A 23,487-nucleotide genomic window follows, 5' to 3' on the forward strand; every position below is an offset into this window, starting at 1 on the left:
GTCATCCCACGAGATTGAGGATCAGTGTGTCGGGAACATCGGGCGTCAGGAAGGCGATCTGGGCCGGGCGAAGCACGCCGCTGTCGGGCTGGGCACGGTTGACGGCGACCCGTGGTGCCGCACCTTTCTGCGTGCTTTCGGCCACCAGTTCCTCGACCCACTTCGAGATCTCGTCCGGCGTCACCAGTCGGCGGTGGCCAGGAAATATGGTATCCGGCACCTTCTCCGGTATTGCGCCAACGGCATCGACATCGACGTAGTCAACGCCCTCCACGGCTTGCATCGTGCTGACGACCTCGCTGAGGACAACGTCCTGCCCCAGCTCGCGTCGCTCGAAGCCGAAAACATCGAGCATGGCGGAACGGAGGCGCGCTGCCACCATCTCCCACTCGTACTCGGGCAGTACTCGGACGTTGGCGCTGATGACGAGGAGCGACAGCTCACGCACGGCGAGCTGGATCGGCTGGTACGGATCACCGCGGTCGTGCAAGGCTCGCAGGAGGTTGCGGAACAAGTCGGAACTCTCGTCGATCGGGATGTCGTCGATGCCGGCGATCGTGACGTGCACAAGCTGCCGGTGGCCGGCCGTCAGCCGCGCCGCGGCGGCCTTGCCGATGCCGGCGAAGGAGCGCGCGAAGTCGGCGTAGTCCTGGACGGCCACCAGGCGATCGAGTGCCATCACCCCCAGCGGGACTTTGCGCCGCGCCTGGTCACGGCTGTCTGGATCCGCCCCGCCCAAGGCGCGCTGCGGGTTGATCACGCCCTTCACGCCGAGCGGACGCGTCGCAAGCTGGCTGATCTGGCCTTCCTTGACGTTGCCAGCCTTGCCGATGCCCGTGCGGTACACTGCCTTGACGTTCTCGACGCCGGTCGGCAACCGCGCGCCGCGTTCGCCGTCGCCAAAGACGATCGCCGTCTTGTTCTGATCGTCGGTCTTGGTAATGAACTTCCGCTCCGCGCGACCCAGGCCCGCCGGCCCACCCGCCTCTTCCCATTCGACGCCATTGACCCGAATGGTCAGCGCACTGGCGGCACCCGTTGGCGTAGGAGCCGGCAAGTGCGTCAGCGGCGACTGCCGTAGCGCGAACTCCTGCAGTGCCTTGCCGCCGTCGCCGCTGCCGAGGACTTCCTCGCGCGTCTCGCCGTGCGTGGCCTTGACGACGTTGCCATAGATGGTGACGGTGTCGCGCTTGTAGCAGTGGGCGAGGGGTGTAGCGAGATCGATAAAGCTATGAGTCCTGTCATCGGGAAGATCGGCGCCGTCCTGCACCTGCACTGCCTGCGTCACGGCGGCGATCATGGCACGCTCACTCGCCGGCACGTGCAAGTCGGCACGCTCACCGGCAACGATCAGCAACCGGCCGGATTGCAGCCCGCCATAGAGATGGCCGAGCTCGATGCGTTTGCCTCCGTCGGGACGGTCTGAATGGGTGCCAACACAATCCGTCAACGGCTCCTCCGCCAGTGTCAATTCTTCGCTTTGGGCATACACGGACGTCTCGCGAACAGTCTTCATATTGGGCGCCGGCCAGTCCTCCCCCTCCCGCAGAGTAAGCCGGGTCGTTTTCGCTGTGATCCCGTATGCCGCGCGGCTGATCGGATCTGCAGTCACGCCGGTAAAGGCGCGCGGGTCCGATCCAGGTTGCTGAATAACTATATGGCTGCCGGAGACGATCTGGTCGTACGCGTTGTCCAGGTAGATGACGCGTTCTTGCTCGCCATCTGCCGGCCACTCGTGCCAGTACTCCGTTGGAAGAAGCTTATTGCCCTCGCAAGCCGGCTGCTTGCCGGCGTTGTACCCGAATAGCGATGCCTTCACGCGGAACGCGTACACCTGAACGGTGCTCGAATCGGTGACGCTTGCACTTTCCCAAACCCGATGCAGTGTCCCTTGCAGGTCCGGTCGTAACGTCGTGAGCAGCTGCGGCAGAAGGTCGCGGTGAGGGCCTGCCGCCGTCTGAAGATCACGCGTGAGGCGGATGCTGCTTGTCGGGGGACGCGCAGGTCGGACGGTCAGCTGTTCGATCAGGCCGTTCAAGTGGACTCTACTAGGAGCCTCTTCTGGTCCGTTCTGCGAGGAACCCGAAGCCGCGGCTTCCTGCAGCTCGACCCTTGTTCGGTCTGCCGCAGGCTTCGGCTCGACCTTCTTCACGTGGCGCACGATCCAACCATTCGCCGGTTGACTGAACAGGAACAACAGCGGATCACCAGGCCGCAGGTTGGTTCCCGTACCGGCAAAGTAGATCACCTGCTTGTCGATGGACTTGGAGTCTTCCGACAGGACAATCCGCTGCGGCCGCGTCAGCCGCACTTGCAGGTTGTTCCACTCGGCGCGGGCGTGAAGCGGCTCCGAGGTCTCGAACGACTGCGGCAGCTCGCCCGGCCCTGGGAGGCTCTGCGCGCGGCTGCCGGCGGGGATCTCCACTTCTCGGCCCGGCTCCAGCGTGTAGGCCAGGTAGACGCTCGACGCGACGCCGGGCCGTAACCGGTAGCCGACCAGCCGGGCCAGCTCGAGGATGGACCGCCGCTCGGTTGCGGTGCGCAGGTAGCCTTCGTTGGCGATGCGCTCCTGGTAGAACGTCAGCACGTCGGCCACGATCGCCCAGGCGTCGAGCAAGGCGATCGCCGCATCGTCAGGAGTGCGCGCCGTCAGGCGCGACAACGGATAGCGCCCAAGGACGTTCGGCTTGCCCAGTGCGTCGGACTCCTCGACGTCGACAGGCATGCTCTGCAGGCGCGCGAGCATGGTTTCGAAGAACGCCGCGTGCGTGCCCACGCGGTAGGCGAGCGCGGGCAGCCCGGGCCGATTGGCGATGGCGATCGGGGTCACCCGCTCGACGCCTTCACAGCAGCCGCACGGTGCAGTCATCGCCCGCCCCCCATTACTAACCGGAGCCTTCCATGCTCGGGGAAGTTCGGATCGTTGTCGCACTGCGCGATCTCCGTCGGACTCAGGGGTAGGACACCGTTTGCCTTCTCGCCGTTGTCTCCCTCATACAGCCGCTCCAGCTTAACGACCTGCACGCTCTCGACGCCGCTCACCGCTTGGGCCGCGGCGACCAACTGGCTCAAGAATATGCCGCCGCCGAAGCTGAGGTTGTCCGGGTGGAAGAAGCCGCGCCGGCCGTCGTTCATGATCCGGTTGCTGAAAACGTCGAGCAGCGCCGCCTCGACATGACCGCGCAGGTAGTGAGGGAGGACACAGACGTGCATCTGAATGTCCAGGGGCACGTAGCGCGCCTGCTGAACCACGAGATCGTGCCCCATGCGGCGGTATCGGTGCAGATACCCGGCGATGCGGTTCGCGACTTCGGGACCGGCCGTTTGCCTACCGGCAGGGTCGATCGCGACCTGTGCTTCATACCAACTGCCGGTCCAGCGCAGTGCCGCTGCAGCGCGCTCGACACCGACGAAGTGGTCGGCGGCCGTGCGCTCGGCCAGGCGCGCGTAGTCGTCCGCCGTGATGGCGCGCTCCGGCCTGCTGCGGAACGCGTGCGGCGCTAGCAGCTTCACCTCGGCCAGGGGCTCCGGATCGACGCCGCCCCGAGCCGGCAGGGGATTGCGTGCGCGCAGGCTCGCGCCGCTCCGCCTGTCGCGGAACACGATGTGGAAGATGGCTTCCGCACCGACGTTGCCGGCGGCGCCGTTGCCGATACGGTAGGTGGCTTTGAACGTGGCTCCCGCATCCGGCTGCCGCCCCAGCTCGCCGTCGCCAAAGCGCAGACAGGCCCGGCCGGTGTCGTCCACCTCGGCGACGAAGTGGCGGTCATCGCCCGTGCTCCCCAGGAGGTCGCGCTGTGCCGTCCACCTGGTTCCGTCCGACGCGCTCAGCTCCACGTGCGGGAGCGCCCGGCGAGCATCCTGCTCCAGCCTCCGGGAGGCCGGGGCCTCTGCCGCAGGTAGGGGCTCGTGGAACGTAAGGGGTGCTGCTTTCAGCGTCGGCCGGAAGCGCCCCGGGATCTTCGTGATGTCCGCGGGCCGACCCTCCGCCTCGCACACCGCTTCGCTCTGTTCCTCGGGTACGGCACCGGGCAGCCGCTCGACAACCGTGCGGCCGTGATCGACGAGAATCACGTTGCCGCGAGCCACGCTGATGTCGGCGATCAGTTCGCACTTTGGCGCCGACCCCAGAGCCGATATGCAAAGTGGGAACGGCAGCGCGTCTTCGGGCGCCCATTCGATCTCCACTACCGGGACGCCGTACAGGTGATCTTCGATGCGCGTGACCTTGGTAAGCCGTGCCGCGTACCGATGCGCGCGGTCGGCGTCTTCCGGCTTGCCGGTTCTGGCGCCGAGCACCTCCTCGAAGATGAGGATGTCGCCCGCCCTCAGGTCGTCCAGCGCTCGCCGGCGCGGGGGATGAGCCGGAGCGGTCACGCCCTGCTTCACTTCTTCCTGCTCCGGCCCCGGCGATGGTTGCTCCGGTTGCACCCATTCGTCCCGTAGCGTTGCCGCGGTGGCGCCGCGCGGCAGGCAACATTGCCGGTCGCCCCAGGTGTAGAAATGAATCTCGTTGTGCGCCGGGCGCAGCTCGATGGACGCCGCAGTCATCGGCTCGAAGACCTCGTATCGCTCCGCTGCCACCTGCCGCAGGTCTTCCTCCGAGAGCGTTCGGCCGCCGACGCCCAGGGCGTCGTTGTAGCCGGTGATGAAGAAGACCTCGTTGGGATCGAGCGGCAGTGGCGTGTCGGTCTTGATGCACACCCACGCGCGCGAGTTGCAGCCGTCGTGCATGGGATAATCGATCAGGCGCACGTGACGGCGGACGGAGACGCGTTGGCGCGCCGTGTCGAGGTAGGCCTCGGTGGCGACGGCGTCCTGATCATAGCTGAGTTGATCGCCCGCGTAGGCGAGCAGCTCGACGAGCGCGATGCCGAGGTCGGGTACGTGGCGCTCTTGCCACTCCGGCATGATGAGCGCCAGCCGATCGAGGATGAGCTGGCGAAAGCTGGCGTAGTCCTTCGCCAGGTAGCTGATGTCGGGTTCCGTGCGCTCCGGCGGTGGGCAAACCGGCTCCACCTTGCAGTCGAGATCGCTCGGGCAGTCGACCTTGAAGCTGAACTGGACGCGGTAGTAACGCTGATCGAACTCCGGGTACGGGTCGAGGATTCGCTGCCCCTCACTGCCCGTTCGGGTCTGCACGAGCGATAGCGTATAAGGGGAGAAGTCGCCGGCGCGGTCGAGTGTAATGCACAGGGAGTCGTCGCGCTCGGGGTCGTCCGACTGCTTGGCCTCGACGTCCAGGACCACGATATCGCCCGCCGGGATTCGACGCCCGCCTTCGATGAGGATGTTTTCGGGTCGAACGTCTGTAGGAATTCGGCCCAAGGCGTACACGCAGAGTGTCGGATGCTCCTTCGGTTTCCCAGACCGGTCGAACAGCTCGACCTCGACGTAGTCGAGGCCGTTGAGGTTCCGCCGGCGCACTTCGTGGCGGCGCCGGTCGTCCCGGCAGCTCAGCGACGGCGCGTCGCTCATGCCGTCCTCCGCGCGAAGCGCTCCTGGCGCGCATCCCCCGTACGCAGCACGGCGTACTGTACCAGCACGTAAAGCGTTGCCTCTTCAGGGGTCACCTCCACGGCCCGTACCTCGATCAAATCTCCGAGCCAGCGCTGCAGCCCGGCTTGGATGGTGAACTGCAGCGCCGTGGCCAGCTCCTGGCTGTTGGGGGCGAAGACCATCTGCAGCAGGCCGCTGCCGAAGTCGGGGCGGTTCACGCGTTCGCCGGGCGCGGTGAACAGGAACTGCTCGATCATGTCGCGGATGTGATCGGCGTCGTCGGTGGTGCCGGTGCGGCCACGGCTGTCGAGATGGAAGGGGAAGTCGATGTGCCTCATGTCCCCTTCACCCGCGTCTGCGTGCTGATGATGTTCAGGTTGCCAGTCGGTGTGGATACAGCCTGGCTCTCGCTGAGCAGAACCGACTGGCGGCCGGCTCGTACGCGCGTGGCAGCCGTCAGAAATTTCGCACTCACGCACGGGCCTCCCGACTGAGTCGGGTTGGGGCAGCCCGACACGCTGTACTGGCTCGACTGCGTCACGACCGGTTGCCCGCCGACCTTCACGCGCTGATTGGTGGTCATCGGCTGTGCTTGCCCCCGGTGGGTGCACTGGACGGTTGCCCCTTGGTGAAGGAGGTTCGCGGCCATCACTGCACCTCCAGCGCGTCACCGTTGATCGAGACCTTGTTGCCGCTCAGCTTCACACTCGCGTCTTTGCCGTTGCTGATCTCGATGCCGTTGTCGTCGATGACGATCTTCATGCCCTTCGCCGTCTCCACGGTGACGCCGCCCTTACCGGAGGCATCGTTGACGGTGATGGTGCCGATGCCGGTCTTCAGCACCTTCGTATCCGGCGAGTACTGGCTCACGGGCACCTCGTTCTCGCCCCAGAAGCACCCTGACCAGATCGGGTGGTCCGGATTGCCGTGCTCGAACTCGATCCAGACGAACGAATCCTTCGGGGGAATGAAGAACATCCCCACGTTCTTGCCCGCGTACGGCACGCATGGCATGGCCCAGCCGCTCTCCTCCTCGCCGAAGACGTCGGGCACCCTGGCCTTGATGCGCCCTTGCTTCTTGCCCTTGTTGGCGTCGCTGTCGTCGTTCTCCGTCACGACGCCCCGGTACTTGCCGTAAAAGCGGCGCCCGTCCGGTTCGTTCATCGCCCGGTCTCGTTCCCGGCCGTCGGGCGGCGGGTCGAAGGGCCGTTCGCTCCTTCGCGAGCCGGTCGGCCGGCAGCCCCGTAGGGGCGGCCATTCACCAGCCCAGGGCAACGCCCTGGGTTGGCGTGCCCACCATAGACATGCAGCCCTGAAAGGGCGTAACTCGATGCGGCATGGCCCAATCCCTCGCCAAAGTCCTCGTCCACCTCATCTTCTGCACCAAGAACCGCGACCCCATCATACCCGCCGAAACGCGGCCCCAACTCCACGCCTACCTCGTGGGCATTCTGGTCAACCTCGGTTGCCCAGCCCTGCAGGTCGGCGGCACCGCCGATCACGTTCACGCGCTGTTCTCGCTGGGACGGACCACAACGGTCGCCGACGTTGTCGAAGAAGCCAGGAAAAGCTCGTCGAAATGGATGAAACGGCAGGGCGTTCAGGCTTTCGCCTGGCAGGCCGGCTACGGTGCGTTTTCCATCGGCCAGTCGCAGGCGCCGGCCCTGGTTCGTTACATCCAGCAGCAGGAACAACATCATCGGCGGCTCACTTTCCAGGATGAGCTGCGGCGATTCCTTGATCGGTACGGCGCTTCCTACGACGAACGATATGTGTGGGATTGACGCGGGGGTCGAATGTCGCCGGGCGTTTGAATAACGCCCTTTCAGGGCTTGGCTGGCGTGCGGGACCACCACCCAGGGCGTTGCCCTGGGCTGGCGAATTTCCGCCCCTTCAGGGCTGAAATCGCCAGGGCTCATATCGCCACCATGTTCAACCTCGCGCCCCGGCCCTCGCGCTTGAGGGTGAAGCTCTGCTTGTACCGCCCGCGCTGGATGCGGTGTGTGACGCGTTGCACGTAGTAGGTGCCGTCGTGGGTGCGCCCGGCGCCGCGCACGTCGACGGGCCGGCGCGCGCGCAAGACGCGCCCGTAGCGCACGGCGTCGACCTCGCCGGTGGCGACGACGGCATCGGCGGACGCCATCGAGGCGCTGAGCGCCTGCAGGATGGCCTCTGTCAGGCTGAGGTTCGCCGTGTCGCCCGACTGCGTCTTGCGCAATGGTGTTGCGGCTTGGCTGCCCAAGCTCGCATTCAGGTTGGCCGGCACCGGCACGGGGATGGCGCGCTTCGTCGTGGGTTCGATGATGCTGAACTCGGGTGAGGTTGGGCCCAGCGCATTGAAGCGGAAGACCATCGGCTGATCGACATTGGTCAGCGCGCCCATGTTCATCGTCAGCGCCGGCTGCGACGGCCCCTGCCGCTGGTCCGGTCCCCAGTGTGCGGCCGTGAAGCCGGGAATGTCCGTGGGCTCGACGTAGAAGACAAAGCCGTTCTTTCGTGCCAGCCGCCGGACATACTCCAGATCGGTGCCGTGTTGCGTCCGTTTGCCATCCGACTCGGACAGGGTGTTGTCCGTCTCCTTCACGTCCGGCTGCAGCCCGTACGTGGCATACTCCCGCAAGATAGTGGTGACGATGTCGGAATCCTTCTGATTGGAGAACGTCTTCTTCTTCTCTTCGAGATCGAGCCGGGCGCTCATGTCCTCGCCCTTCACGTCGAGGATCGACCGTCCCGGCTCGTTGCTCGGCACCACCTCGTGTTGAGTGACGATGCCGTCGATGAGCACCTGCGGCAGCGCGTTGACGATGACCATGACGATCACCCGGTTCGGCGGGTCGAGCGTCCCATCGGCGAGCAGGCCGTAGTTCAGCTGCGAGTCTTTACCGATGGCGAACTTCATCTCGAAGCCGTCGCGCCCTTCATCCGTGTTGATGATCTCGATCTCGCGCAGCGCATCGACCACGGCGAACGGGGCCGGCAGGGGTACGGTCGGTCCGATGAGGAGCTGGAGGCGCACGCCGAGATCCGGCATCGTCTACCCCGCCTGCGGCATGGCGATGCGGAGGCGCCGGCCGACCTCGAGGAGATCGTCCGGGCGCATCGCGTCGTTGGCGTCGCACACGCGCCAGAACTGCTCGGGATCGCCCAGGTAGCGGGCGGCGAGGTTGTCGAGCCGGTCGCCTTCCGTCACCGTGTGCTCGGCGACAATTGACATCCCCGCGCCGCTCGGCACGAAGCGACGGCGCAGATAGGCGACGGTACGCCCGCGGGCGATCTCGAAGGTGGCGATCTCAATCCCGGCGTAGCGGCTGTTCGGCGGAAACATGGCTCACCTCACCGCGGGCGTTGCCATGACCCCAGGCGCCGCCCGGGGTTCATGAATCACCGCCCCTACATGCCTGCGCGCCAAGTTCCAGCCGGGAAGGTTAGGCTTAAAGCCAGGCCGGTCCGGACGCCCCGAAGGGGCAGAATCCATCAGCCCAGGGCGACGCCCTGGGTCGGGGCGACGCCCTGGGTCAGGGCATCGCCCTGGGTGAACGTTCCCGCCATGGACACCAAGCCCTGAAAGGGCGTAACTCAATGCGCCATGGCGCAATCCCTCGAGAAGATTCTCGTCCACCTCATTTTCAGCACCAAGAACCGAGAGCCGATCATCCCGGCCGCAACACGACCTGAGCTCCACGCCTACATCGTCGGCATCCTTGCCAATCACACCTGCCCGGCCTTGCAGGTCGGCGGCGCGGCTGATCACGTTCACGTCCTGTTTTCGCTGGCGCGAACGGCCACTGTCGCTGGCGTAGTGGAAGAAGTGAAGAAGAGCACCTCGAAATGGATGAAGCGGCCCGGCCTCCAGGGCTTTACGTGGCAGGCGGGGTATGGTGCGTTCTCGGTGGGGGAGTCTCAGGTCGCGGCCGTGGTCCGGTACATCCAAAAGCAGGAGCAGCACCACCGGCGCCTCACGTTCCAGGACGAGTTGCGGAAACTCCTGGATCGATATCGCATCGCCTACGACGAACGGTACGTGTGGGACTGAGGCGGGGCTTCGAGGTCGTCCCGGGGCTGTTGAATGACGCCCTTTCAGGGCTTGGATCGCGGACTGCCGAATGCCCGGGGCGATGCCCTGGGCTGACGGATTATGCCCCTTCAGGGCGGTCGGACCACGCAACCCCGGGTCTGAGGTCCCGCTCCGAAGCGACGGCCAGTCACCAACCGAGGGCACCACCCCCGGGGAACCCGCCCAGCGCAATTGCACAGCCCCGAAGGGGCGGCCATTCACCAGCCCAGGGCAACGCCCCGGGGCTTGCGTCCGGATCACAGGAACGCAGCCCCGAAAGGGCGCCACCCCGCAGTGTGACGTTCGCGGCACGGCAGATCGCCCTTCGCCAGAAAGCGGCAACGACCGCTGCATTTCCCCGTCGCCTCTCATACGATCCTCAGCCCCGCGCCGGCGTTCTGCGCGTTGTTGGCGACATTGGCGGTGGCAAGGGCCTCCTTGGCGACCTGGTGCGCCAGGAAGAGCGTGTAGCCGGGATGATCGACCTTGAGATCGGCGTAACTGAGGACGTAGAGGGAGATGTCGGCCCGAGCCCGGATCGGATTGAGCAGGGGGTCATACGCCTCCTCGGTGATGCTGAGGCTGGTCAGGCGAACGGGGAGGACGCGGGTCGCGCCCCAGACGAAGAGGGTGAGCGGCGCCTCGGGCGGGATGATCTCGATGTTGCCGGCGCGCGCGAGGACCGCGTCGGCGATGACCTTGGCGCTCTTCGGGTAAAGCAGCATCTCCAGCGCCGCGAGCGCCGGCGACACTCCCGACGCCACGGTCAGAGGGTTCGCCTGCTCGAGCTGATCGGCGGCATCGACCTCGATGTTGAGAGTGATCGTCTCCTTCGGCGGCCCCATGAGGCGGAACGCCTCGGAACGGTCGCCGTCCTCGCCGCCGGCCGCGCGCGCCTCCAACCGGCGCGTCATTGTGTCGGGGTTGTACTGGAACACCACCACGCTCGCGAGCGGGTTCATCGGGTCCATCCCGACGATGGCGCCCTTGAGCAGGCGCGGGGAGATGGGGGAGGAGGTCATGGGTGGTCCTCACGACTACATTCCGCCTCTCTTGCCGCGTGGCAGGGATTGGGCCACGCGGGTGTCCGCTCCCTCATGGGCTCACGTCCTGCCGACTCCTCGCCGAGTCCTCAACGACGACCCGTTCCATCGAACACACTGGCCCCGCATCACTTCACTGGCCCTTCTGCGTGGTCTTCTTCACGATGGTCAGGTAGACCATTGATGGCGGCACGTTGAGTCTGTCGGCCAGGAAGGCGCTACATACGAGCTTCCTCGACGTGGAGAGGATGCGAGCCGAGCCGAGGACCACGCCCCCATCACCAAGCAGAGAGTGCACGTTGATGATGCCCGCGGCACCACCACCTGCTGCAAAGAGCACCGTCTCACCTGGGTCGACAGCAAGTGAGGTCGCGACCGCGTTATTGACCGGTGCGCAGCCGGGTGGCGAGGGGCAACCGCCTGCGTAGTTAAAGACCTCCACGCCGACCTGGATGGTCGTTGTGTCAGTCGAGGTGCACGAGAAGTAGGTCCCAAAGAGACCTCCCGCTCCTCCGCCAACGCCGGAGACCGAATAGACGTGGAGCGTCTTCTTGCCGGCAACCAGCGTGGGCAAAGGCCAATCGGCGATGCCGGCGAGGGCGGGCGTTACTGCGACGCCGGCCGCCAATAGTAGAACCAGAAGAAGCGCAAACCGTTTCATGCGAATTCCTCCCTTTCGTTGTGTTTCGCTCTCGCACTTGCGTTACGGCCATTCTGCCGCTGCTGACATCCTGTCTGCCCCTTGGACCTGGATGACGAACGGCAGCCACGCATCGACGCTTTTACCGTTCATGCGCCTTTCGTAGTAGTCTGCGAGAATGTCGCCTTGTTGCTCGGTACTGAATTCCGTGAAGTGTTTCCCCGCCCTGGAAGCCTTCCGCAGCCCCTCTTCTCCGCCGTAGTCGTAGTTCCGCCCCGCCGTGATGATCACCTCAATGCCCATGCCGCGGTTGTACTGCCAGCAGTGCGTCAGTTCGTGGACGAGCGTCTTTGCGGTGATACTGTTTAGGCTGCCAGGTGGAACGAAAACGACGTTGGGCAGGGTCCGAAAGTACTGTCCCCGGGGAGCCGTCATCAATGAAGATTCCTGCACCACTATCTTGGCCGGGTCCAAACTGTTGTCGAACACCAGTCTCGTCGCCCCTTGTTCGAACGCATTCAACGTACGGCGATCACCAGGCGAGAGGTGGTAGCCGGCAGCAGTCCCACGTCCCGATTCCTTGCGCCCCCCTTCACCGGGCACCTGCACATCATGGAGCCACAATCTCTGCGAATGTGCCGGCGACGCTTGCTGTAGCGTATGTGCCAACTCGTGCCCCAGCAGGCGACGACCGACGTGGGCGTTAGGGGCATACTGGCCGGATGCAAGAGCGATATCCCGTCCCACCGTGTACGCCAGTGCATTCACCGCCCGGGCTGACTCCGCCGCCTTAGCATCGGTATGCACCCGTATCTCGCTGAAGTCCTGTCCGAAGCGTGGCTCGAGGTAGGCGCGGACTTCGGGATCGAGCGGCTGGCCTGGCGAGCGCAGGACCTCGTAGACGATCGGTGGCACTTCCGTCGGCTCGTGAACGTCGATCGCCCGGCGCTGGAGCGAATGCTCCTTCCCGGCGCAGGCGCTGCACATCGTTCGGCCGCCGGTGTGCGTGCCACAGGCGCATTTGCGTTGCAGCAGGGCGGCGATCGGCATTGCCCCCGGCAGCGGCCGCGACTGCAATTGGCTTGTCCTACTTCGCACCTTCAACCTCTCGTTTGAGCGAGCGGCTTGCCGGCGCTCCCGTCACGCCCGGTCAATCGCCCTTCTGCGTCTTCTTCTTGATGATGTTGAGCTGCCAGGATGTTGTCGCCGGATCGTTGGATCGGTCGGCAACGAACGCGGTGCAGGCCAGCTTCTTCGATGTGGCGAGGATACGGGCCGAGCCCCTAGCGCTGGTAAAGCCTATGATCATATTGACCCCAATCCCTACGGCGCTCTGAGTCGCAAAGGTGACCGTCGCACCGGGGGCGACAGCGAGCGAGTTCGCCACTGCGTCGGTCTCGGGTCCCCCACCCGCGGACCCGAATCCTTCGACACTGACTTGCATCGTCGCCGTGTCGGTTGATGTGCACGAGAAGAACGTTCCCAGGGCACCGTTCTGTTGGACTCCGGGCACCGAGTAGACGTGATGCGTCGTCTTCCCCGCTTCCAGCACCGGTAGCGGGCTGTCGGCAATGCCGGCCCATGTGCTCACCGCGGTCAGGGACAATCCCAGGGTGGTCGCGACGATCCATCGGACCGTTTCAAATCGTGGTTTCATTCGGCTGTCCTCCTTTTCGATTGAGTCTCACGTCTGGTCTTGCCGATCGCCGCAGACACGGCGCCTGCGACCTGCTCGGCCAGTGCCTCGGGGGGCCTTTGCAGCGTGATCGCAGGGCCGGTGAGCATTGCGAAGGCGCCGCCGTGCAGCAGCGCGGGCGCGAGTCCGCGCCGGCGAACGAGCCGCGCGAGGTCCCGTTCCAGCGCCTCGCGCAGCTGCGCCGCGTCGGCGGGCGCGAGCTGCACGCCGTCGAGGATGAGCCGCTCGATGTGTACGGTGATCCTCATGCGCCCCCTGCGGCAGCTTCGAGGTAGCGGAAGTCGGCCTCGTTGATCGAGCGCTCGAGCTTGCGGAACTCGGCGCGCGCGGCGTTCAGCACCAGCGCCATGGTCACCGGCGTGCCGGCGCGCGCGGCGAGAAAGGCGGCGTTGAGCGCGATGTTGGCGATGCTGCCGCCGGTGAGATTGAGGCGCGCCAGCCGCTCGCAGTCGATGTCCCTTACCGGTGTCTCGGGCGGGAACGCCTTCTGCCAGATGAGCTTGCGCTCGGCCGTCCCGGGGTACGGGAAATTCACGATGAAGCGCAGCCGCCGCAGGAACGCCGGGTCGAGCGCGCTCTTCATGTTCGTCGCCAGGATCGCCAGGCCGCGGTACGCCTCCATGCGCTGCAAGAGGTAGTTAATCTCGATGTTGGCGTAGCGGTCGTGGCTGTCCTTCACCTCGCTGCGCTTGCCGAAGAGCGCGTCCGCTTCGTCGAAGAAGAGCATGGCGCCGCCACCCTCGGCCGCATCGAATAGACGGCGCAGGTTCTTCTCCGTCTCGCCGATGTACTTGCTCACCACCGCCGACAGGTCGATCCGGTACAAGTCGAGCTGCAGCTCGTTGGCGATGACCTCGGCAGCCATCGTCTTGCCGGTGCCGCTCTCGCCGGCGAAGAGTGCGCTGATGCCCAGCCCGCGGCTCATGCGCCGGCGGAATCCCCACTGCTCGTACACGCCGTGGCGCCGGCGCACCTGGTCGCAGACGGCCCGCAGCAGCTCGATCTCCTCCGCTGGCAGGACGAGGCCTTCCCAGGTCGCCTTCGGCCCGATGCGCTGCGCCAGCCGATCAATCTGCGGGCGCGTGTGAACGACGCACGCCTGCCACAGCCGGGCGAAGTCTGCCGGAGCGCCCTCGCCGTTGCGCGCCGCGGCGGCGATCTGCGCGATCGCCGGCAGGCTCAGGTCGAATTGCGCGGCAAGCTGTGCCGCGGCGCCGTCCGCTGCTCCGCCCAGCACCGCAGCCCACGTCGCCTCCTGCTCCACCGCGGCCGGCTTGCGGACTTCGACGGCAATCGCCGGCGCGCCCACGAGCGGGGACATTTCGCGTGTATCGAGGAAGAGCACGCCGCGAGAATGGCCGAGAAGACGCTGCAGTGCGGCTGTCTGCGTCTCGGGCGGCGCGGTATCGAGTCCCGACACATCGACGTACAGAGCGGCCGGCGACAGCACCGCCTCGCGCTCCCACAGCCGCATGAGCGTCTCCAGCTCGCCGAGATGCGCCGGCAGCAGCTCGACGGGCAAGCGGTAGAGCTGCAGGCCGAGCGCTGCCGCCGCGGCCGTCGCGACCTGGCGGTTGCTCGCGCCGTCGGCCCCGAGCAATTGGATGATCGGCAAGGGTGAGCCGCTTGCCGTACGCAGACGCGCGGTGACCGACTTCACGTGCTCCTGCTGCGAGCCCGGTAGCCCGGCCTCACCGGCGTCCTGCAGAGGCGACAGAAACGGACCAAGGCGATCGTCAAGATGGTTGAGCCCCTTGATGTAGTTGACGATGCGCTCGTCGGCGCGCAGGGCGCTGGCGGTCAGCGGCTGGGCTCCCGGCTGGTTGATCTCGACGAGGCGCCAGTAGCGCAACGGCCGCTGCGGCGAGAGGACGTCCCACGCCGGATCTTCGAACAGCGCCAGGGCCAGCGCGAAGGTGGGGTACGACCGGGCGGGATCGTCCTGCGCGCGCGCACAGAGTCCGGCGATCCGCGTGTCGAGGTCCATGGCCGCGCACAGCAGCAGGACGTCGCGCTCGAAGCGCGACAGGCCCAGCCGCTCGCCGACAATGAGCAAGGCGGGCGGCGGCTCTGGGGTGGATGCGGCGGCGTTCATCGCCTCGGCCGCGGCGGCGATCTGCGCGTCGGCAACGGTCTCGGCTTTCGAAAGGGACGCGGTGCTCGAAGGTTGCTGCGCGGGGGGCAATCCAAGCAATCGTCGCCACCAGCCGCGCCTACTGGCCGCTGGGGCGCGTGCCGCCCCAATTTGTCCCGGGTCGGCTGCCATGCGCAGGAGCCGCAACCGCAGCCACGCGAGGGACGCGCTCAGATACCGCTGGTTGGCTTCCTCCCAGCTGCCAGTGTGGTCGCCGCTCATCGGATTTCCACCTCTGGACCGCGTTTCGGGCTCTCGGGATCGGTATCGAGGAGGCTTTCGGCACCGTCGACCTGTACCCGTACCCAGTAGCGCGCGGGCTTGACGCCCTTGATCGGGACCGTGACCGCGTCGGTGTCCTTGTCCCCTTGAGGCGCGACGAACGAGTATGCCAGGGAATCGTGTTCGGCTCTCTCGTTGAGCAGGAGAACCACCCGCTGTGCCGGCGCGACGGGCGGATCGATCTTGATGGTCACGGCAGCAAGGGTTGCTTGTTGTGGGGTGATCTTGGGCCGCAAGACGAACGCCGCCACGTTCGACTCCACGCCGACATGGGGCTTCGGTGGGCGCCCGAGCATAATCGGCTGGACGATCTGGATGGCCTGCACGCCAGCGCGCAATGCTTTGGCAGGTATCGACGTGAGCGGAAGAGTGACGCGGGTGTCAGTAACCTCAGTCGCCTCGACGAGATCACCGCCGACGCGCACCTGAACCTTGTCGCTGCGCAAGTGTCTCCCCGTGATCACCAGCGTGCCACCGACCATGATGGGCGCATGCGGTCCGTCCGCAGACTGCACCTCCTCGATCGTCGGGTGCCGGAACGGCCGGACGTAGATGATTCGTTCACGCACGGGTAGCGGCGGCGTTGCGGTCTCGTCCCCGTCGATGACCACGACCGTGCCGCGATAGGTCACCGTCAGGGCGTACGGCGTCTGGAAGAACACCGACCATAGCTTCGACAGCTCCTCCAGCGTCAGCGGGACGGGGGTGAACCGCACCGGCTCTACCTCCTCGGCGAGGTTCGAAGCGGCAAGGAAAGGTTGGCTGCGGGCCGCATTCGCCACCGCCTTCCGCGTGAGCACAGGGTGGGCGTGCAGATCGCGTACCACCGCCCCCAGCATGCGCTGCGGTTCGAGTTGCGCATCGTCGCCGTAAAAGGCGAGCAGGTAGTCGAGGTCCAGCGCCGCACGCGGCCGCTGCACGAATCGCCGATCCGCTCCGCGCATGGGCAGATCGGCATTGGAAAGCGCAGCATTCGGTGCCACCTGGTACAGAAAGAGATGCACGCGGCGCTGCGGTGTGCCCGCGGCCGTTGTCGCATCCGGGCGGCCCGTGACCACATCGGCGCCGGGCACCGCACCCTGCACGGCGGTTCGAACAGTGTCGGCGAGGGCCGTGGTCACCGTGGCAATGGCCAAGGCATTGCTCATGGCGCGCCTCCACCGCTGCGCCGTCGCAGGTACTCGTCCAGGCTCATCACCGGCAGCGCGGGGACCGGCTTGCGCGCCGCCGGCGGCGCCACGGCCCTGACCTCGACGCGGCCGATGGTCACCTGCACGACCGTCTCCTTCGAAGACAGTGTGGCCGCGGTCGGCGATGAAACCGGCATAATGGTCCGCCGGGATATGGCCCGCACGGGGTCGGCGGGCGAGCGTGGCAACGGCAATGTTCGCGTGGCGCGCCGAGCACCGGCGTCATTCGCGTCAACCCGCCGCTGCGAGGTCGGCCGCTCCTCCGCCGGTGCGATGCGTGCGCTGGTCGAGTCCCGTTCCGCCGGCGAGGAGCCGAGCGAAGCCCATCGGCGGTCGCCTGGCACCGGCGCGGGATCGGGCCCCCCGGTGTCCGGCTCGGAGGAGGCAACCCCGGCGCGAACTGCCCGCTGTCGCTCTCGGCCCCGATCCGGTTGCGCACGCGGCTGAGCCGTGTTGGCGGCGGGCCTTTGTGCCACGCTGTCTTCGAGCCGATCGTGAGTCAGTACCTCGTGCTCGCTGACTGCGGGCCGAGCATTGTTCCGAGGTCGGCGCGAGTGCTCGGCGAAGGGGTCGCCAAACACCCGCGGCCGTACCGATTCGGCAGCCGCATCGCTCCGAAGCATGTCCGCCGGACGGCAGGTGGGGCCAGCCTCCGCTTCGATACGCCGCGCCCGCGGCCGGGCATCAAGTGTCTCCAGGTCGACAGGTCTCGCGGTGTTCACCGGCTCGAACAGCGACGGCAGTCGCGGCCGGATGCTGTCCGACACGCCGAGACTCCTGGCGGCGAGCGCGTGCAGGTAGTCCATGCCGAGCGCCGCATTCATTCGACCGTACCCATGAGACTCAGGTAGGCTTGCCGGCGGCGGGCGCTCATCGTGAGAATGTCCGCTTCGCGCCAGCCGTAAGCGGACGCCAGGGCGTGCACCTCGCTCAGCGTACGCACCGCCCAGGCATCGAGCTCGGCCCAGAAGAACGATGCGATGTCGACAGGCGTCTGCCATTCGTGGCTGCACTGCGGGCAACGTACCGAGAGCGCCACGTTCGCCTGGGAATCCATCTCTCCCATCCGCTCGACCACGGCCGAGAGCACTTCGTCTGGAACGGCTTCCATCGAGCACTCTTCACCGCGGACGCGCGGTGTCAGGATGCAGCGTTCGAGCAGCCGCTGGCGCGCCGTGTCGACATCAGGCTCGCCGGCGACGGCCACGAGATCGGAGGTGGTCGCCAGGCGAAACGAAACCTCGTAGTCGCCAGCGCTCAGCGTCGAGAGCCCGACCGGTTCCGCTGCGCGTACGTGGTCCGTGGTGAACTGCAGCTCCAACGTTTCGCTGCACTGAGGGCACGCGGCGACGCATGTCAGCTCGGGGCCAAAGGTGCGCTCTCGCAGCGCGAGTAGCGCCGCGTCGCGGGCGCCGATGCTCATCTCGTCGAATGGCGGTGGAGCGGCATCCGGCGAAACGGCGGCCAGCAGCCGCAGCGGGCGGGCAAGCGGCGTCTCGGCGGATGCGGCCTCCCAAGCGTCCAGCAGCTGGGCAGCGGAGAAGAGCTGTATCCTTGCGAGGTCAAGAACGCCGGGCATCGCCTGCTCCTCGCTGGGCCGTCGACCCGTACTGTTGCTCGTCCCGGCGGCGGAATGACGCCCTTTCAGGGCTTGGTTGGTGTGCCGGCGAATCACCCAGGGCGTTGCCCTGGGCTGATGGATCATGCCCCTTCGGGGCGGGCGCAACAGCCGGCGTTCGACCCGATGCACAGCCCCGAAGGGGCAGCCACTCACCAGCAAAGGGCAACGCCCTGGGCGATCGGCGAGCCGAATCCAACCCGAGCCCTGAAAGGGCGCGACTCAATGCGACGGACCCCAATGCGTCAACTCGTTTGGCCTTCGGGGCGGGCGCAACAGCCGGCGTTCGACCCGATGCACAGCCCCGAAGGGGCGGCCATTCACCAGCCCAGGGCAACGCCCTGGGAACAATGTGCGGAACGTAAACACGGAGCCCTGAAAGGGCGTGACTCGCTCCGCACGAACAGATCCTATTGATCATTCGTCCGTTCCTCACACCGGCGGGTTGGTGTACGTCTCCTCCGCCGGCTCCGGCACTTCCTGGTCACGTTCCCAGCCCTCGTTCTCCAGCTTGATGTGCTGAATCGCGACGGCGTTGGCGTTGGCGTCGCAGTCGGGAAGCGCCTGAAACTCCGAAACCCAGCAGCGGTAGATCTTGTAAGCGAGCGCGAGCTGGCCGGATTCGTTGTAGACTTCGAGGATGATGTCCTTGCGAAAGTCTTTCAGCGAAACCTCCGCGCCGAGACCGGCGCCGAGGTTCCACACCTTGTTGGCCCACTTCTCGAACTCGGTGTCGTGGGTGACGCCCCGTTCGAGGGTGATGGCCTCGTACTTGGTGCGTCCGGGCGACTTGCGGCTCGTGCTCGGATCGCCGCCCTCGCGGTGCTCGACCACCTCGGTGGTGCGCTTGAGCGCGCCGACCTTGCTGATGCCGGCAACGTAGCGGCCGTCCCACTTCACGCGGAACTTGAAATTCTTGTACGGGTCGAAACGCTGCGCGTTGACGCTGAACTGAGCCATCTCCGGTCTCCTCTCAGGTCTCGATCTCGCCGGTCATCTGCTGGATCTTTATGATGACGAACTCAGCCGGCTTGAGCGGGGCGAAGCCGACGACGATGTTGACGATGCCGAGGTTGATGTCGTTCTGCGTGGTCGTCTCGCGGTCGCACTTCACAAAGTAGGCGTCGCGCGGTGTGCGGCCCTGGAAGGCGCCCTGGCGAAAGAGGTTGTGCATGAAGGCGCCGACGTTGAGGCGGATCTGCGCCCACAGCGGCTCGTCGTTGGGCTCGAAAACCACCCACTGCGTGCCGCGGTAGAGGCTCTCTTCGATGTACAGGGCGAGACGGCGGACAGGAACGTACTTGTACTCGTCGGCGAGCTGATCGGCGCCGCGCAGCGTGCGCGCACCCCAGACGACACGACCGGTGACGGGAAACGCGCGCAGGCAGTTGATACCGAGCGGGTTGAGTTGCCCATTTTCGTCGTTGTTGAGGTCGACCTGCAGCCTGCGGACGCCTGTCAGCGCGGCGTCGATGCCCGCGGGGGCCTTCCACACGCCCCGTGTCGCGTCGGTGCGCGCCATGAGACCGGCAACGAGGCCGCAGGGTACGAAGGTGTCGGGTTGGTCCTCGCGCATTGGATCGGCCTGGACAACACGCGGAAAGTACAGCGCCGCGTTGCGCGCCTCCTCGCCGGTGATACCGAGATCCGCCAGTCCCTTCTTCGCATTCCCGGCCGCGTTCTCGCGGTTCGTACCCCAGGCGACGGGAGGATCGACGATGAGGAACGAACGCCTGTCTTTGCAGTATTTCAATGCATCTTTATACGCCTCAATCGGCGTGTCGCCGTCCCGAGCATCTGGCGGAATGCAGAGCAGATTGACCAGATCGGCCTTGTCCAGCGCGTACAGGCCGGTGAGGGTTGCCTGGCTGCCGACATAGTCGTCCTTGGTCTTCAACGGCTGACCGTCGTCGCCGCGCTGCCCCTGCCCACCCCCGGACGGGGTGCCGGTCGGCAGGTCGGGTTCGCCGGTGGCCTTCTTCGCCAGACGCACGAGACTGGATTCGGCTTCGAGTGCGCGGTCGACGCGACGGGCGCCCGCGGCATCCTTGACCGAAAGATTGAGCATCCGCTCGCGGGGAACCTCCTTGCCATCGACGATTTCGGCCACCCGAAGGTTGAACAGGTCGCCGCTGGTAACGCCGTAGAGCTTGGCTACCTCCTCAGTGATGCCGCCCGTCTCGACCGAGGCTTTGAGGCGGTTTCCCCAAGCGCCCGGACTCCGGGCAACCAGCTTCATGCTTCCGACAGTGATGCCAGCGATGCCTTCGCCGCTCGGCGGTTTCTTGTAGAGCCGCACGATCAGGGCCTGGCGGCCCCCGTTCAGGAAGAAGTCACGAACAGCGTAGCCCATCGGGTAAGCTGGGTGCAGGCCGCCGAAAGAGCGCTCGAAGTCGCCGAAGTTGTTGATCGCGGTAGGGTCGTTTGTCGGGCCGCGCACGGCGCGGCCAAGGAAGGCGGTAATGGACGTCGCGACGCCCGTGATCGTCCGCACGCCGCTCGGGATCTCCTCGATGTAGACGCCCGGATACGTCACTTGCACTGGCATGGAAACGCCCTCCTTCCTCAGCCTGCTTGCGCGGTCGCGGCGGAGCCAGGGCCGCTCACTTGCGATAGAATGCGCTCGACCAGGTCCTCGATCAGAGCCGCCAATTCATTCTCCCCCTGTGCCAGCCGGCGGCGGTTGTCTTCCAGCTCGTCGCGTTTCTCGCCCTGCGCCTTCGTGGCATCGTCCAGCGCCACCGACGCCGCCACCAGACCGGCCTCGAGCTTGTCCGGATCGGGCTGCAACTCATTCGCCGTCTGCGAGTCGTAGGTCTTCAGGAGCCGAACGCGACGCTGCAGCTCGATCAGCAAGGCGTAGCACTCGCGCGCCTCCGCGTCGGGCGATTCGATTCGTGACCGCGGACCGCTGCATCCGGCCAGCTCGCTCTGCACGCGCGTGTGAGCTTCCTTCAGCCAGGTCAGCCTGCGCTCGGCCGCTGCGACGTCGCAGTCCTCCTTCGCACCACAGGTCAGGCCGCGTAGCTCGTCCACTGCTTGTCGTTTCCTTTCGATTTCCCCGGCGGCACCTTTCACGATTGTTTCGATGGCCTTGGCATCGCTCGGCGTTTGTCGGTCGCGCTGCAGGGCGTCAAGCTTGCAGCGCACGAAGTCGTCGATCTCCTTGAGGTCTTTGGCGAGTGCCGGGTGGGCCGCTCTGTACGAGGTGACGGTGGGCTCGATTTCGCCGATCTCTCTCTGGAGGTGTTCGACCTCCTTCTGTGCTCTCGCCACGGTCGTGTTCGCCAGAGCGAGGTTGTCTTGGGAATTCCGCAGGAGGCGGCGCAGTCCCTGCAAATTGCCGGGGACGTTGTCGTCGCGGTCCGCGCCCGCGTTCGAGGCCGGCACACCGGATGCCGTTTCCGCAGCAGCGATGGTTTGAGCTGTGCTCATGCCTCATTCCTCCTCGTGATGCGCTCGCGGGCCACGCGCGCCGCGGGCAGCGGCATCGCCGGCTGGGCGTCCCACCCGCGGCGCGGTGTGAATCGCCGAAGACACGAGGTCTACTCCTTCAATCCCCCTTCTGTTTCGTCTTCTTGACGATGGTCAGTGGGGCCATCGACGTCGGCGGAGCGTTGCCCGGATCGGCAAGGAACGCGGTCCAGATGATCCCCTTCGATTCTGTCGCCAGGATGCGCGCCGAACCTGTTCCGAGGGCTCCACCGACGTTGCTGTCGACCCCAACCCACACGGTCGCGCCGGTGCCGAACAGGCGCGAGCCTCCGGGAAATATCTCCAGCGACGAAGCGCTCGGGTTGTTCGCTGCGGCCCCGCCGAAGTCCCCAAAGATCTCGATCCCGACGCGGATGCTGGCACTCGTCGTGTTGGTGCATGCGAAGAAGGTGTCCACCCCGCCCCCCTCCACTACCCCCGGCACCGAGTAGAGATGGTACGACGGTTGGCCCTGGAGGGCCGGGGCCGGCGAGTTGATCTGCGCGTGCGCGGCACCCGCCAGCAGCACCATGGCGAAGACCGATCCCAGAGCCAGCGAAGCGATCCGTTTCATACCGTTCTCCTCCTGATGCGCGCGGGCGCGTGCCCGCGACGTTTGTTTGATGATCGGTGAACACACGGCCTCCGCGCAGCTCTGCCACGAGGGCGCGAAGGAGCGACCCGGCAGCACCGCACCGGCACGCCAGCGAAGGCGTCTATCGGATGACGAGAGAGAGAGAGAGAGAGTGTGTGTGTGTGTGAAAGAATCGCGCCACGCCGGATGGCGTGGGAAGAGAAGCGAAATCGCCCCCCCCGCTACGATGCCGCTGTTCCATCACGAGCAACCCCCTGTCCTGCAGGAACGGGACCCTTCTACGTCAGGCCCTGGAAGGCTGTCAATAAGAATTCGTGCGGAAGATCGCTGCAACTGACAACGCCGCGTCTGTCAATCCGTGAAGTACGCTCCGGCCCTCGGCCCTGCACGCGGAGCGCAGGTCGATCCAACCGCATCCACGCACACAGTACCGCAGCGCGCCGGCCATCTTCCTTCAAGAAGTCACGCTGGTGAAGCGTCAGCCCACGCAGCTCTCGCCTTCGCCCCGTGGCAGCGGCGCGGGCCGGCAGTGGCGCCACCCCATCTCAAACCGGTGGAGTCGCAAAATACAGGGCGCTATAGTGCGCGTGGATGGGTGATCTTCGGTTCGAATGGGATCCGGAGAAGAACAAGCAGAACCAGCGAAAGCACGGGGTGGCTTTCGAGGAAGCGGAGAGTGCTTTCGCAGACCAACACGGCCTTTTCATGAGTGATCCAGAGCACTCCGAGGACGAGGATCGTTTCATCCTTCTCGGATTGAGTTCCGCGCTGCGGACGCTCGTGGTGTGCCATTGCTACCGGAAGCGTGAAGACGTGATCCGCATTATTTCCGCGCGGAAAGCCAACGCGTCGGAACGCAGCCAGTATACCCGCAGGTGGAAACGATGAGGCAGAACTACGACTTCTCTCAGGCGAAGTCCAACCCTTACGCGAAACGGCTGCAGAAGCGAGTGAGCATTCGCCTTGACGAGCGCACGATAGGCTACTTCAGGACTCTCGCCGACGAGATGGGCGTCTCCTATCAGACGCTGATCAACCTCTACCTGCGAGACTGCGCCGCCAGAGGGAAGCGCCCAGCGCTGCATTGGAGACCGGCAGCGTAACCGCCGAGCGGGTCTCGGGTGGCGCCGCGTCCGCCCAGCCCGCGCCTTCCAGGACGGTTCGGTAACGTTCTTCCATCCTGGACCCCGCTTCGCGAGAGAGGGAATCCAAGGACGATGGTACTATTGGCACGAATCAGTAGTGAAACGTACCACTCGGGC

The 23,487-nt window shown here is 65.9% G+C and carries 24 protein-coding genes; 4 read left to right on the plus strand and 20 right to left on the minus strand.

Annotated elements, in window-relative coordinates; all coding sequences use genetic code 11:
• Position 1: 1 nt before the first annotated feature.
• From L6Q96_08725 to L6Q96_08745, 5 genes are read right to left on the minus strand one after another with little or no spacing between them, the layout of a single operon-like run.
• The gene (locus L6Q96_08725) at positions 2 to 2,869 is read right to left on the minus strand and encodes a putative baseplate assembly protein (GenBank protein ID MCK6554645.1); all 2,868 of its coding nucleotides are present in this window, start codon (positions 2,867 to 2,869) and stop codon (positions 2 to 4) included.
• Complete coding sequence (locus L6Q96_08730) at positions 2,866 to 5,478, minus strand: putative baseplate assembly protein (GenBank protein MCK6554646.1); 2,613 nt, start codon at positions 5,476 to 5,478, stop codon at positions 2,866 to 2,868. Before L6Q96_08730 ends, L6Q96_08725 begins: the two co-directional genes overlap by 4 nt.
• Positions 5,475 to 5,837 carry a GPW/gp25 family protein gene (locus tag L6Q96_08735; GenBank protein ID MCK6554647.1) on the minus strand — a complete coding sequence of 121 codons (363 nt, stop codon included), beginning with the start codon at positions 5,835 to 5,837 and terminating at the stop codon, positions 5,475 to 5,477. The genes L6Q96_08730 and L6Q96_08735 overlap by 4 nt, the downstream gene beginning before the upstream one ends.
• Positions 5,834 to 6,148 carry a hypothetical protein gene (locus L6Q96_08740; GenBank protein MCK6554648.1) on the minus strand — a complete coding sequence of 105 codons (315 nt, stop codon included), beginning with the start codon at positions 6,146 to 6,148 and terminating at the stop codon, positions 5,834 to 5,836. Before L6Q96_08740 ends, L6Q96_08735 begins: the two co-directional genes overlap by 4 nt.
• Positions 6,148 to 6,663 (minus strand): phage baseplate assembly protein V, encoded by a 516-nt coding sequence (locus tag L6Q96_08745; protein ID MCK6554649.1) that lies wholly within the window; start codon positions 6,661 to 6,663, stop codon positions 6,148 to 6,150. Before L6Q96_08745 ends, L6Q96_08740 begins: the two co-directional genes overlap by 1 nt.
• 173 nt (positions 6,664 to 6,836) lie before the next feature.
• Between L6Q96_08745 and L6Q96_08750 the strand changes: the two genes are divergently transcribed.
• Positions 6,837 to 7,283: a transposase gene (locus L6Q96_08750; protein MCK6554650.1), complete on the plus strand. Its 447-nt coding sequence runs from the start codon at positions 6,837 to 6,839 to the stop codon at positions 7,281 to 7,283.
• Between the two features lie 131 nt (positions 7,284 to 7,414).
• Here the strand turns inward: L6Q96_08750 and L6Q96_08755 are convergent, their stop codons facing one another.
• Positions 7,415 to 8,461, minus strand: coding sequence for a hypothetical protein (locus L6Q96_08755; GenBank protein MCK6554651.1), 1,047 nt, complete (start codon positions 8,459 to 8,461; stop codon positions 7,415 to 7,417).
• Positions 8,462 to 8,533: 72 nt separating this feature from the next.
• Positions 8,534 to 8,824 carry a LysM peptidoglycan-binding domain-containing protein gene (locus L6Q96_08760; protein ID MCK6554652.1) on the minus strand — a complete coding sequence of 97 codons (291 nt, stop codon included), beginning with the start codon at positions 8,822 to 8,824 and terminating at the stop codon, positions 8,534 to 8,536.
• 261 nt (positions 8,825 to 9,085) lie between these two features.
• Here L6Q96_08760 and L6Q96_08765 point away from each other — a divergent pair, with 261 nt between their 5' ends.
• On the plus strand, positions 9,086 to 9,532 hold the full coding sequence (locus L6Q96_08765; protein MCK6554653.1) for a transposase: 447 nt from the start codon (positions 9,086 to 9,088) through the stop codon (positions 9,530 to 9,532).
• A gap of 389 nt (positions 9,533 to 9,921) precedes the next feature.
• Here the strand turns inward: L6Q96_08765 and L6Q96_08770 are convergent, their stop codons facing one another.
• The 13 genes from L6Q96_08770 to L6Q96_08830 all read right to left on the minus strand — a co-directional run bounded on the left by L6Q96_08770 (position 9,922) and on the right by L6Q96_08830 (position 22,204).
• A complete protein-coding gene (locus L6Q96_08770) occupies positions 9,922 to 10,575 on the minus strand; it encodes a hypothetical protein (GenBank protein ID MCK6554654.1) in 654 nt (217 codons plus the stop codon).
• Between the two features lie 154 nt (positions 10,576 to 10,729).
• Positions 10,730 to 11,257, minus strand: a complete 528-nt coding sequence (locus L6Q96_08775; GenBank protein MCK6554655.1) for a hypothetical protein — start codon at positions 11,255 to 11,257, stop codon at positions 10,730 to 10,732.
• Between the two features lie 42 nt (positions 11,258 to 11,299).
• A complete protein-coding gene (locus L6Q96_08780) occupies positions 11,300 to 12,286 on the minus strand; it encodes a DUF4157 domain-containing protein (GenBank protein MCK6554656.1) in 987 nt (328 codons plus the stop codon).
• Positions 12,287 to 12,386: 100 nt separating this feature from the next.
• Positions 12,387 to 12,893: a hypothetical protein gene (locus L6Q96_08785; GenBank protein ID MCK6554657.1), complete on the minus strand. Its 507-nt coding sequence runs from the start codon at positions 12,891 to 12,893 to the stop codon at positions 12,387 to 12,389.
• A complete protein-coding gene (locus L6Q96_08790; GenBank protein MCK6554658.1) occupies positions 12,890 to 13,180 on the minus strand; it encodes a hypothetical protein in 291 nt (96 codons plus the stop codon). Before L6Q96_08790 ends, L6Q96_08785 begins: the two co-directional genes overlap by 4 nt.
• Positions 13,177 to 15,288, minus strand: a complete 2,112-nt coding sequence (locus L6Q96_08795) for an ATP-binding protein (GenBank protein ID MCK6554659.1) — start codon at positions 15,286 to 15,288, stop codon at positions 13,177 to 13,179. Before L6Q96_08795 ends, L6Q96_08790 begins: the two co-directional genes overlap by 4 nt.
• Positions 15,285 to 16,496 carry a DUF4255 domain-containing protein gene (locus tag L6Q96_08800; protein MCK6554660.1) on the minus strand — a complete coding sequence of 404 codons (1,212 nt, stop codon included), beginning with the start codon at positions 16,494 to 16,496 and terminating at the stop codon, positions 15,285 to 15,287. Before L6Q96_08800 ends, L6Q96_08795 begins: the two co-directional genes overlap by 4 nt.
• Entirely contained in the window at positions 16,493 to 17,362 is an 870-nt protein-coding gene (locus tag L6Q96_08805) for a hypothetical protein (GenBank protein ID MCK6554661.1), read from the minus strand. The genes L6Q96_08800 and L6Q96_08805 overlap by 4 nt, the downstream gene beginning before the upstream one ends.
• Positions 17,359 to 18,117, minus strand: coding sequence for a phage baseplate protein (locus L6Q96_08810; protein MCK6554662.1), 759 nt, complete (start codon positions 18,115 to 18,117; stop codon positions 17,359 to 17,361). Before L6Q96_08810 ends, L6Q96_08805 begins: the two co-directional genes overlap by 4 nt.
• A 471-nt stretch (positions 18,118 to 18,588) precedes the next feature.
• A complete protein-coding gene (locus tag L6Q96_08815) occupies positions 18,589 to 19,116 on the minus strand; it encodes a phage tail protein (GenBank protein MCK6554663.1) in 528 nt (175 codons plus the stop codon).
• Positions 19,117 to 19,129: 13 nt separating this feature from the next.
• Positions 19,130 to 20,704: a phage tail sheath subtilisin-like domain-containing protein gene (locus L6Q96_08820; GenBank protein ID MCK6554664.1), complete on the minus strand. Its 1,575-nt coding sequence runs from the start codon at positions 20,702 to 20,704 to the stop codon at positions 19,130 to 19,132.
• A 17-nt stretch (positions 20,705 to 20,721) separates the two neighbouring features.
• On the minus strand, positions 20,722 to 21,591 hold the full coding sequence (locus tag L6Q96_08825) for a hypothetical protein (GenBank protein ID MCK6554665.1): 870 nt from the start codon (positions 21,589 to 21,591) through the stop codon (positions 20,722 to 20,724).
• Positions 21,592 to 21,709: 118 nt separating this feature from the next.
• Positions 21,710 to 22,204 (minus strand): hypothetical protein, encoded by a 495-nt coding sequence (locus tag L6Q96_08830; GenBank protein ID MCK6554666.1) that lies wholly within the window; start codon positions 22,202 to 22,204, stop codon positions 21,710 to 21,712.
• A 612-nt stretch (positions 22,205 to 22,816) separates the two neighbouring features.
• On the opposite strand from L6Q96_08830, the gene L6Q96_08835 reads away from it, so the two are divergent.
• Positions 22,817 to 23,113 (plus strand): BrnT family toxin, encoded by a 297-nt coding sequence (locus L6Q96_08835; GenBank protein ID MCK6554667.1) that lies wholly within the window; start codon positions 22,817 to 22,819, stop codon positions 23,111 to 23,113.
• Entirely contained in the window at positions 23,110 to 23,328 is a 219-nt protein-coding gene (locus L6Q96_08840; protein ID MCK6554668.1) for a BrnA antitoxin family protein, read from the plus strand. Before L6Q96_08835 ends, L6Q96_08840 begins: the two co-directional genes overlap by 4 nt.
• Positions 23,329 to 23,487: the final 159 nt, after the last annotated feature.

The organism is Candidatus Binatia bacterium (genome assembly GCA_023150935.1).
GTDB lineage: Bacteria > Desulfobacterota > Binatia > HRBIN30 > HRBIN30 > JAKLJW01.

Bases quoted from the DNA above. Each gene is read 5' to 3' on its own strand.
- L6Q96_08725 (MCK6554645.1), bottom strand. From the start codon at position 2,869: ATGACTGCACCGTGCGGCTGCTGTGAAGGCGTCGAGCGGGTGACCCCG.
- L6Q96_08730 (MCK6554646.1), bottom strand. From the start codon at position 5,478: ATGAGCGACGCGCCGTCGCTGAGCTGCCGGGACGACCGGCGCCGCCAC.
- L6Q96_08735 (MCK6554647.1), bottom strand. From the start codon at position 5,837: ATGAGGCACATCGACTTCCCCTTCCATCTCGACAGCCGTGGCCGCACC.
- L6Q96_08740 (MCK6554648.1), bottom strand. From the start codon at position 6,148: ATGGCCGCGAACCTCCTTCACCAAGGGGCAACCGTCCAGTGCACCCAC.
- L6Q96_08745 (MCK6554649.1), bottom strand. From the start codon at position 6,663: ATGAACGAACCGGACGGGCGCCGCTTTTACGGCAAGTACCGGGGCGTC.
- L6Q96_08750 (MCK6554650.1), top strand. From the start codon at position 6,837: ATGGCCCAATCCCTCGCCAAAGTCCTCGTCCACCTCATCTTCTGCACC.
- L6Q96_08760 (MCK6554652.1), bottom strand. From the start codon at position 8,824: ATGTTTCCGCCGAACAGCCGCTACGCCGGGATTGAGATCGCCACCTTC.
- L6Q96_08765 (MCK6554653.1), top strand. From the start codon at position 9,086: ATGGCGCAATCCCTCGAGAAGATTCTCGTCCACCTCATTTTCAGCACC.
- L6Q96_08770 (MCK6554654.1), bottom strand. From the start codon at position 10,575: ATGACCTCCTCCCCCATCTCCCCGCGCCTGCTCAAGGGCGCCATCGTC.
- L6Q96_08775 (MCK6554655.1), bottom strand. From the start codon at position 11,257: ATGAAACGGTTTGCGCTTCTTCTGGTTCTACTATTGGCGGCCGGCGTC.
- L6Q96_08780 (MCK6554656.1), bottom strand. From the start codon at position 12,286: ATGCCGATCGCCGCCCTGCTGCAACGCAAATGCGCCTGTGGCACGCAC.
- L6Q96_08785 (MCK6554657.1), bottom strand. From the start codon at position 12,893: ATGAAACCACGATTTGAAACGGTCCGATGGATCGTCGCGACCACCCTG.
- L6Q96_08790 (MCK6554658.1), bottom strand. From the start codon at position 13,180: ATGAGGATCACCGTACACATCGAGCGGCTCATCCTCGACGGCGTGCAG.
- L6Q96_08795 (MCK6554659.1), bottom strand. From the start codon at position 15,288: ATGAGCGGCGACCACACTGGCAGCTGGGAGGAAGCCAACCAGCGGTAT.
- L6Q96_08800 (MCK6554660.1), bottom strand. From the start codon at position 16,496: ATGAGCAATGCCTTGGCCATTGCCACGGTGACCACGGCCCTCGCCGAC.
- L6Q96_08805 (MCK6554661.1), bottom strand. From the start codon at position 17,362: ATGAATGCGGCGCTCGGCATGGACTACCTGCACGCGCTCGCCGCCAGG.
- L6Q96_08810 (MCK6554662.1), bottom strand. From the start codon at position 18,117: ATGCCCGGCGTTCTTGACCTCGCAAGGATACAGCTCTTCTCCGCTGCC.
- L6Q96_08815 (MCK6554663.1), bottom strand. From the start codon at position 19,116: ATGGCTCAGTTCAGCGTCAACGCGCAGCGTTTCGACCCGTACAAGAAT.
- L6Q96_08820 (MCK6554664.1), bottom strand. From the start codon at position 20,704: ATGCCAGTGCAAGTGACGTATCCGGGCGTCTACATCGAGGAGATCCCG.
- L6Q96_08825 (MCK6554665.1), bottom strand. From the start codon at position 21,591: ATGAGCACAGCTCAAACCATCGCTGCTGCGGAAACGGCATCCGGTGTG.
- L6Q96_08830 (MCK6554666.1), bottom strand. From the start codon at position 22,204: ATGAAACGGATCGCTTCGCTGGCTCTGGGATCGGTCTTCGCCATGGTG.
- L6Q96_08835 (MCK6554667.1), top strand. From the start codon at position 22,817: ATGGGTGATCTTCGGTTCGAATGGGATCCGGAGAAGAACAAGCAGAAC.
- L6Q96_08840 (MCK6554668.1), top strand. From the start codon at position 23,110: ATGAGGCAGAACTACGACTTCTCTCAGGCGAAGTCCAACCCTTACGCG.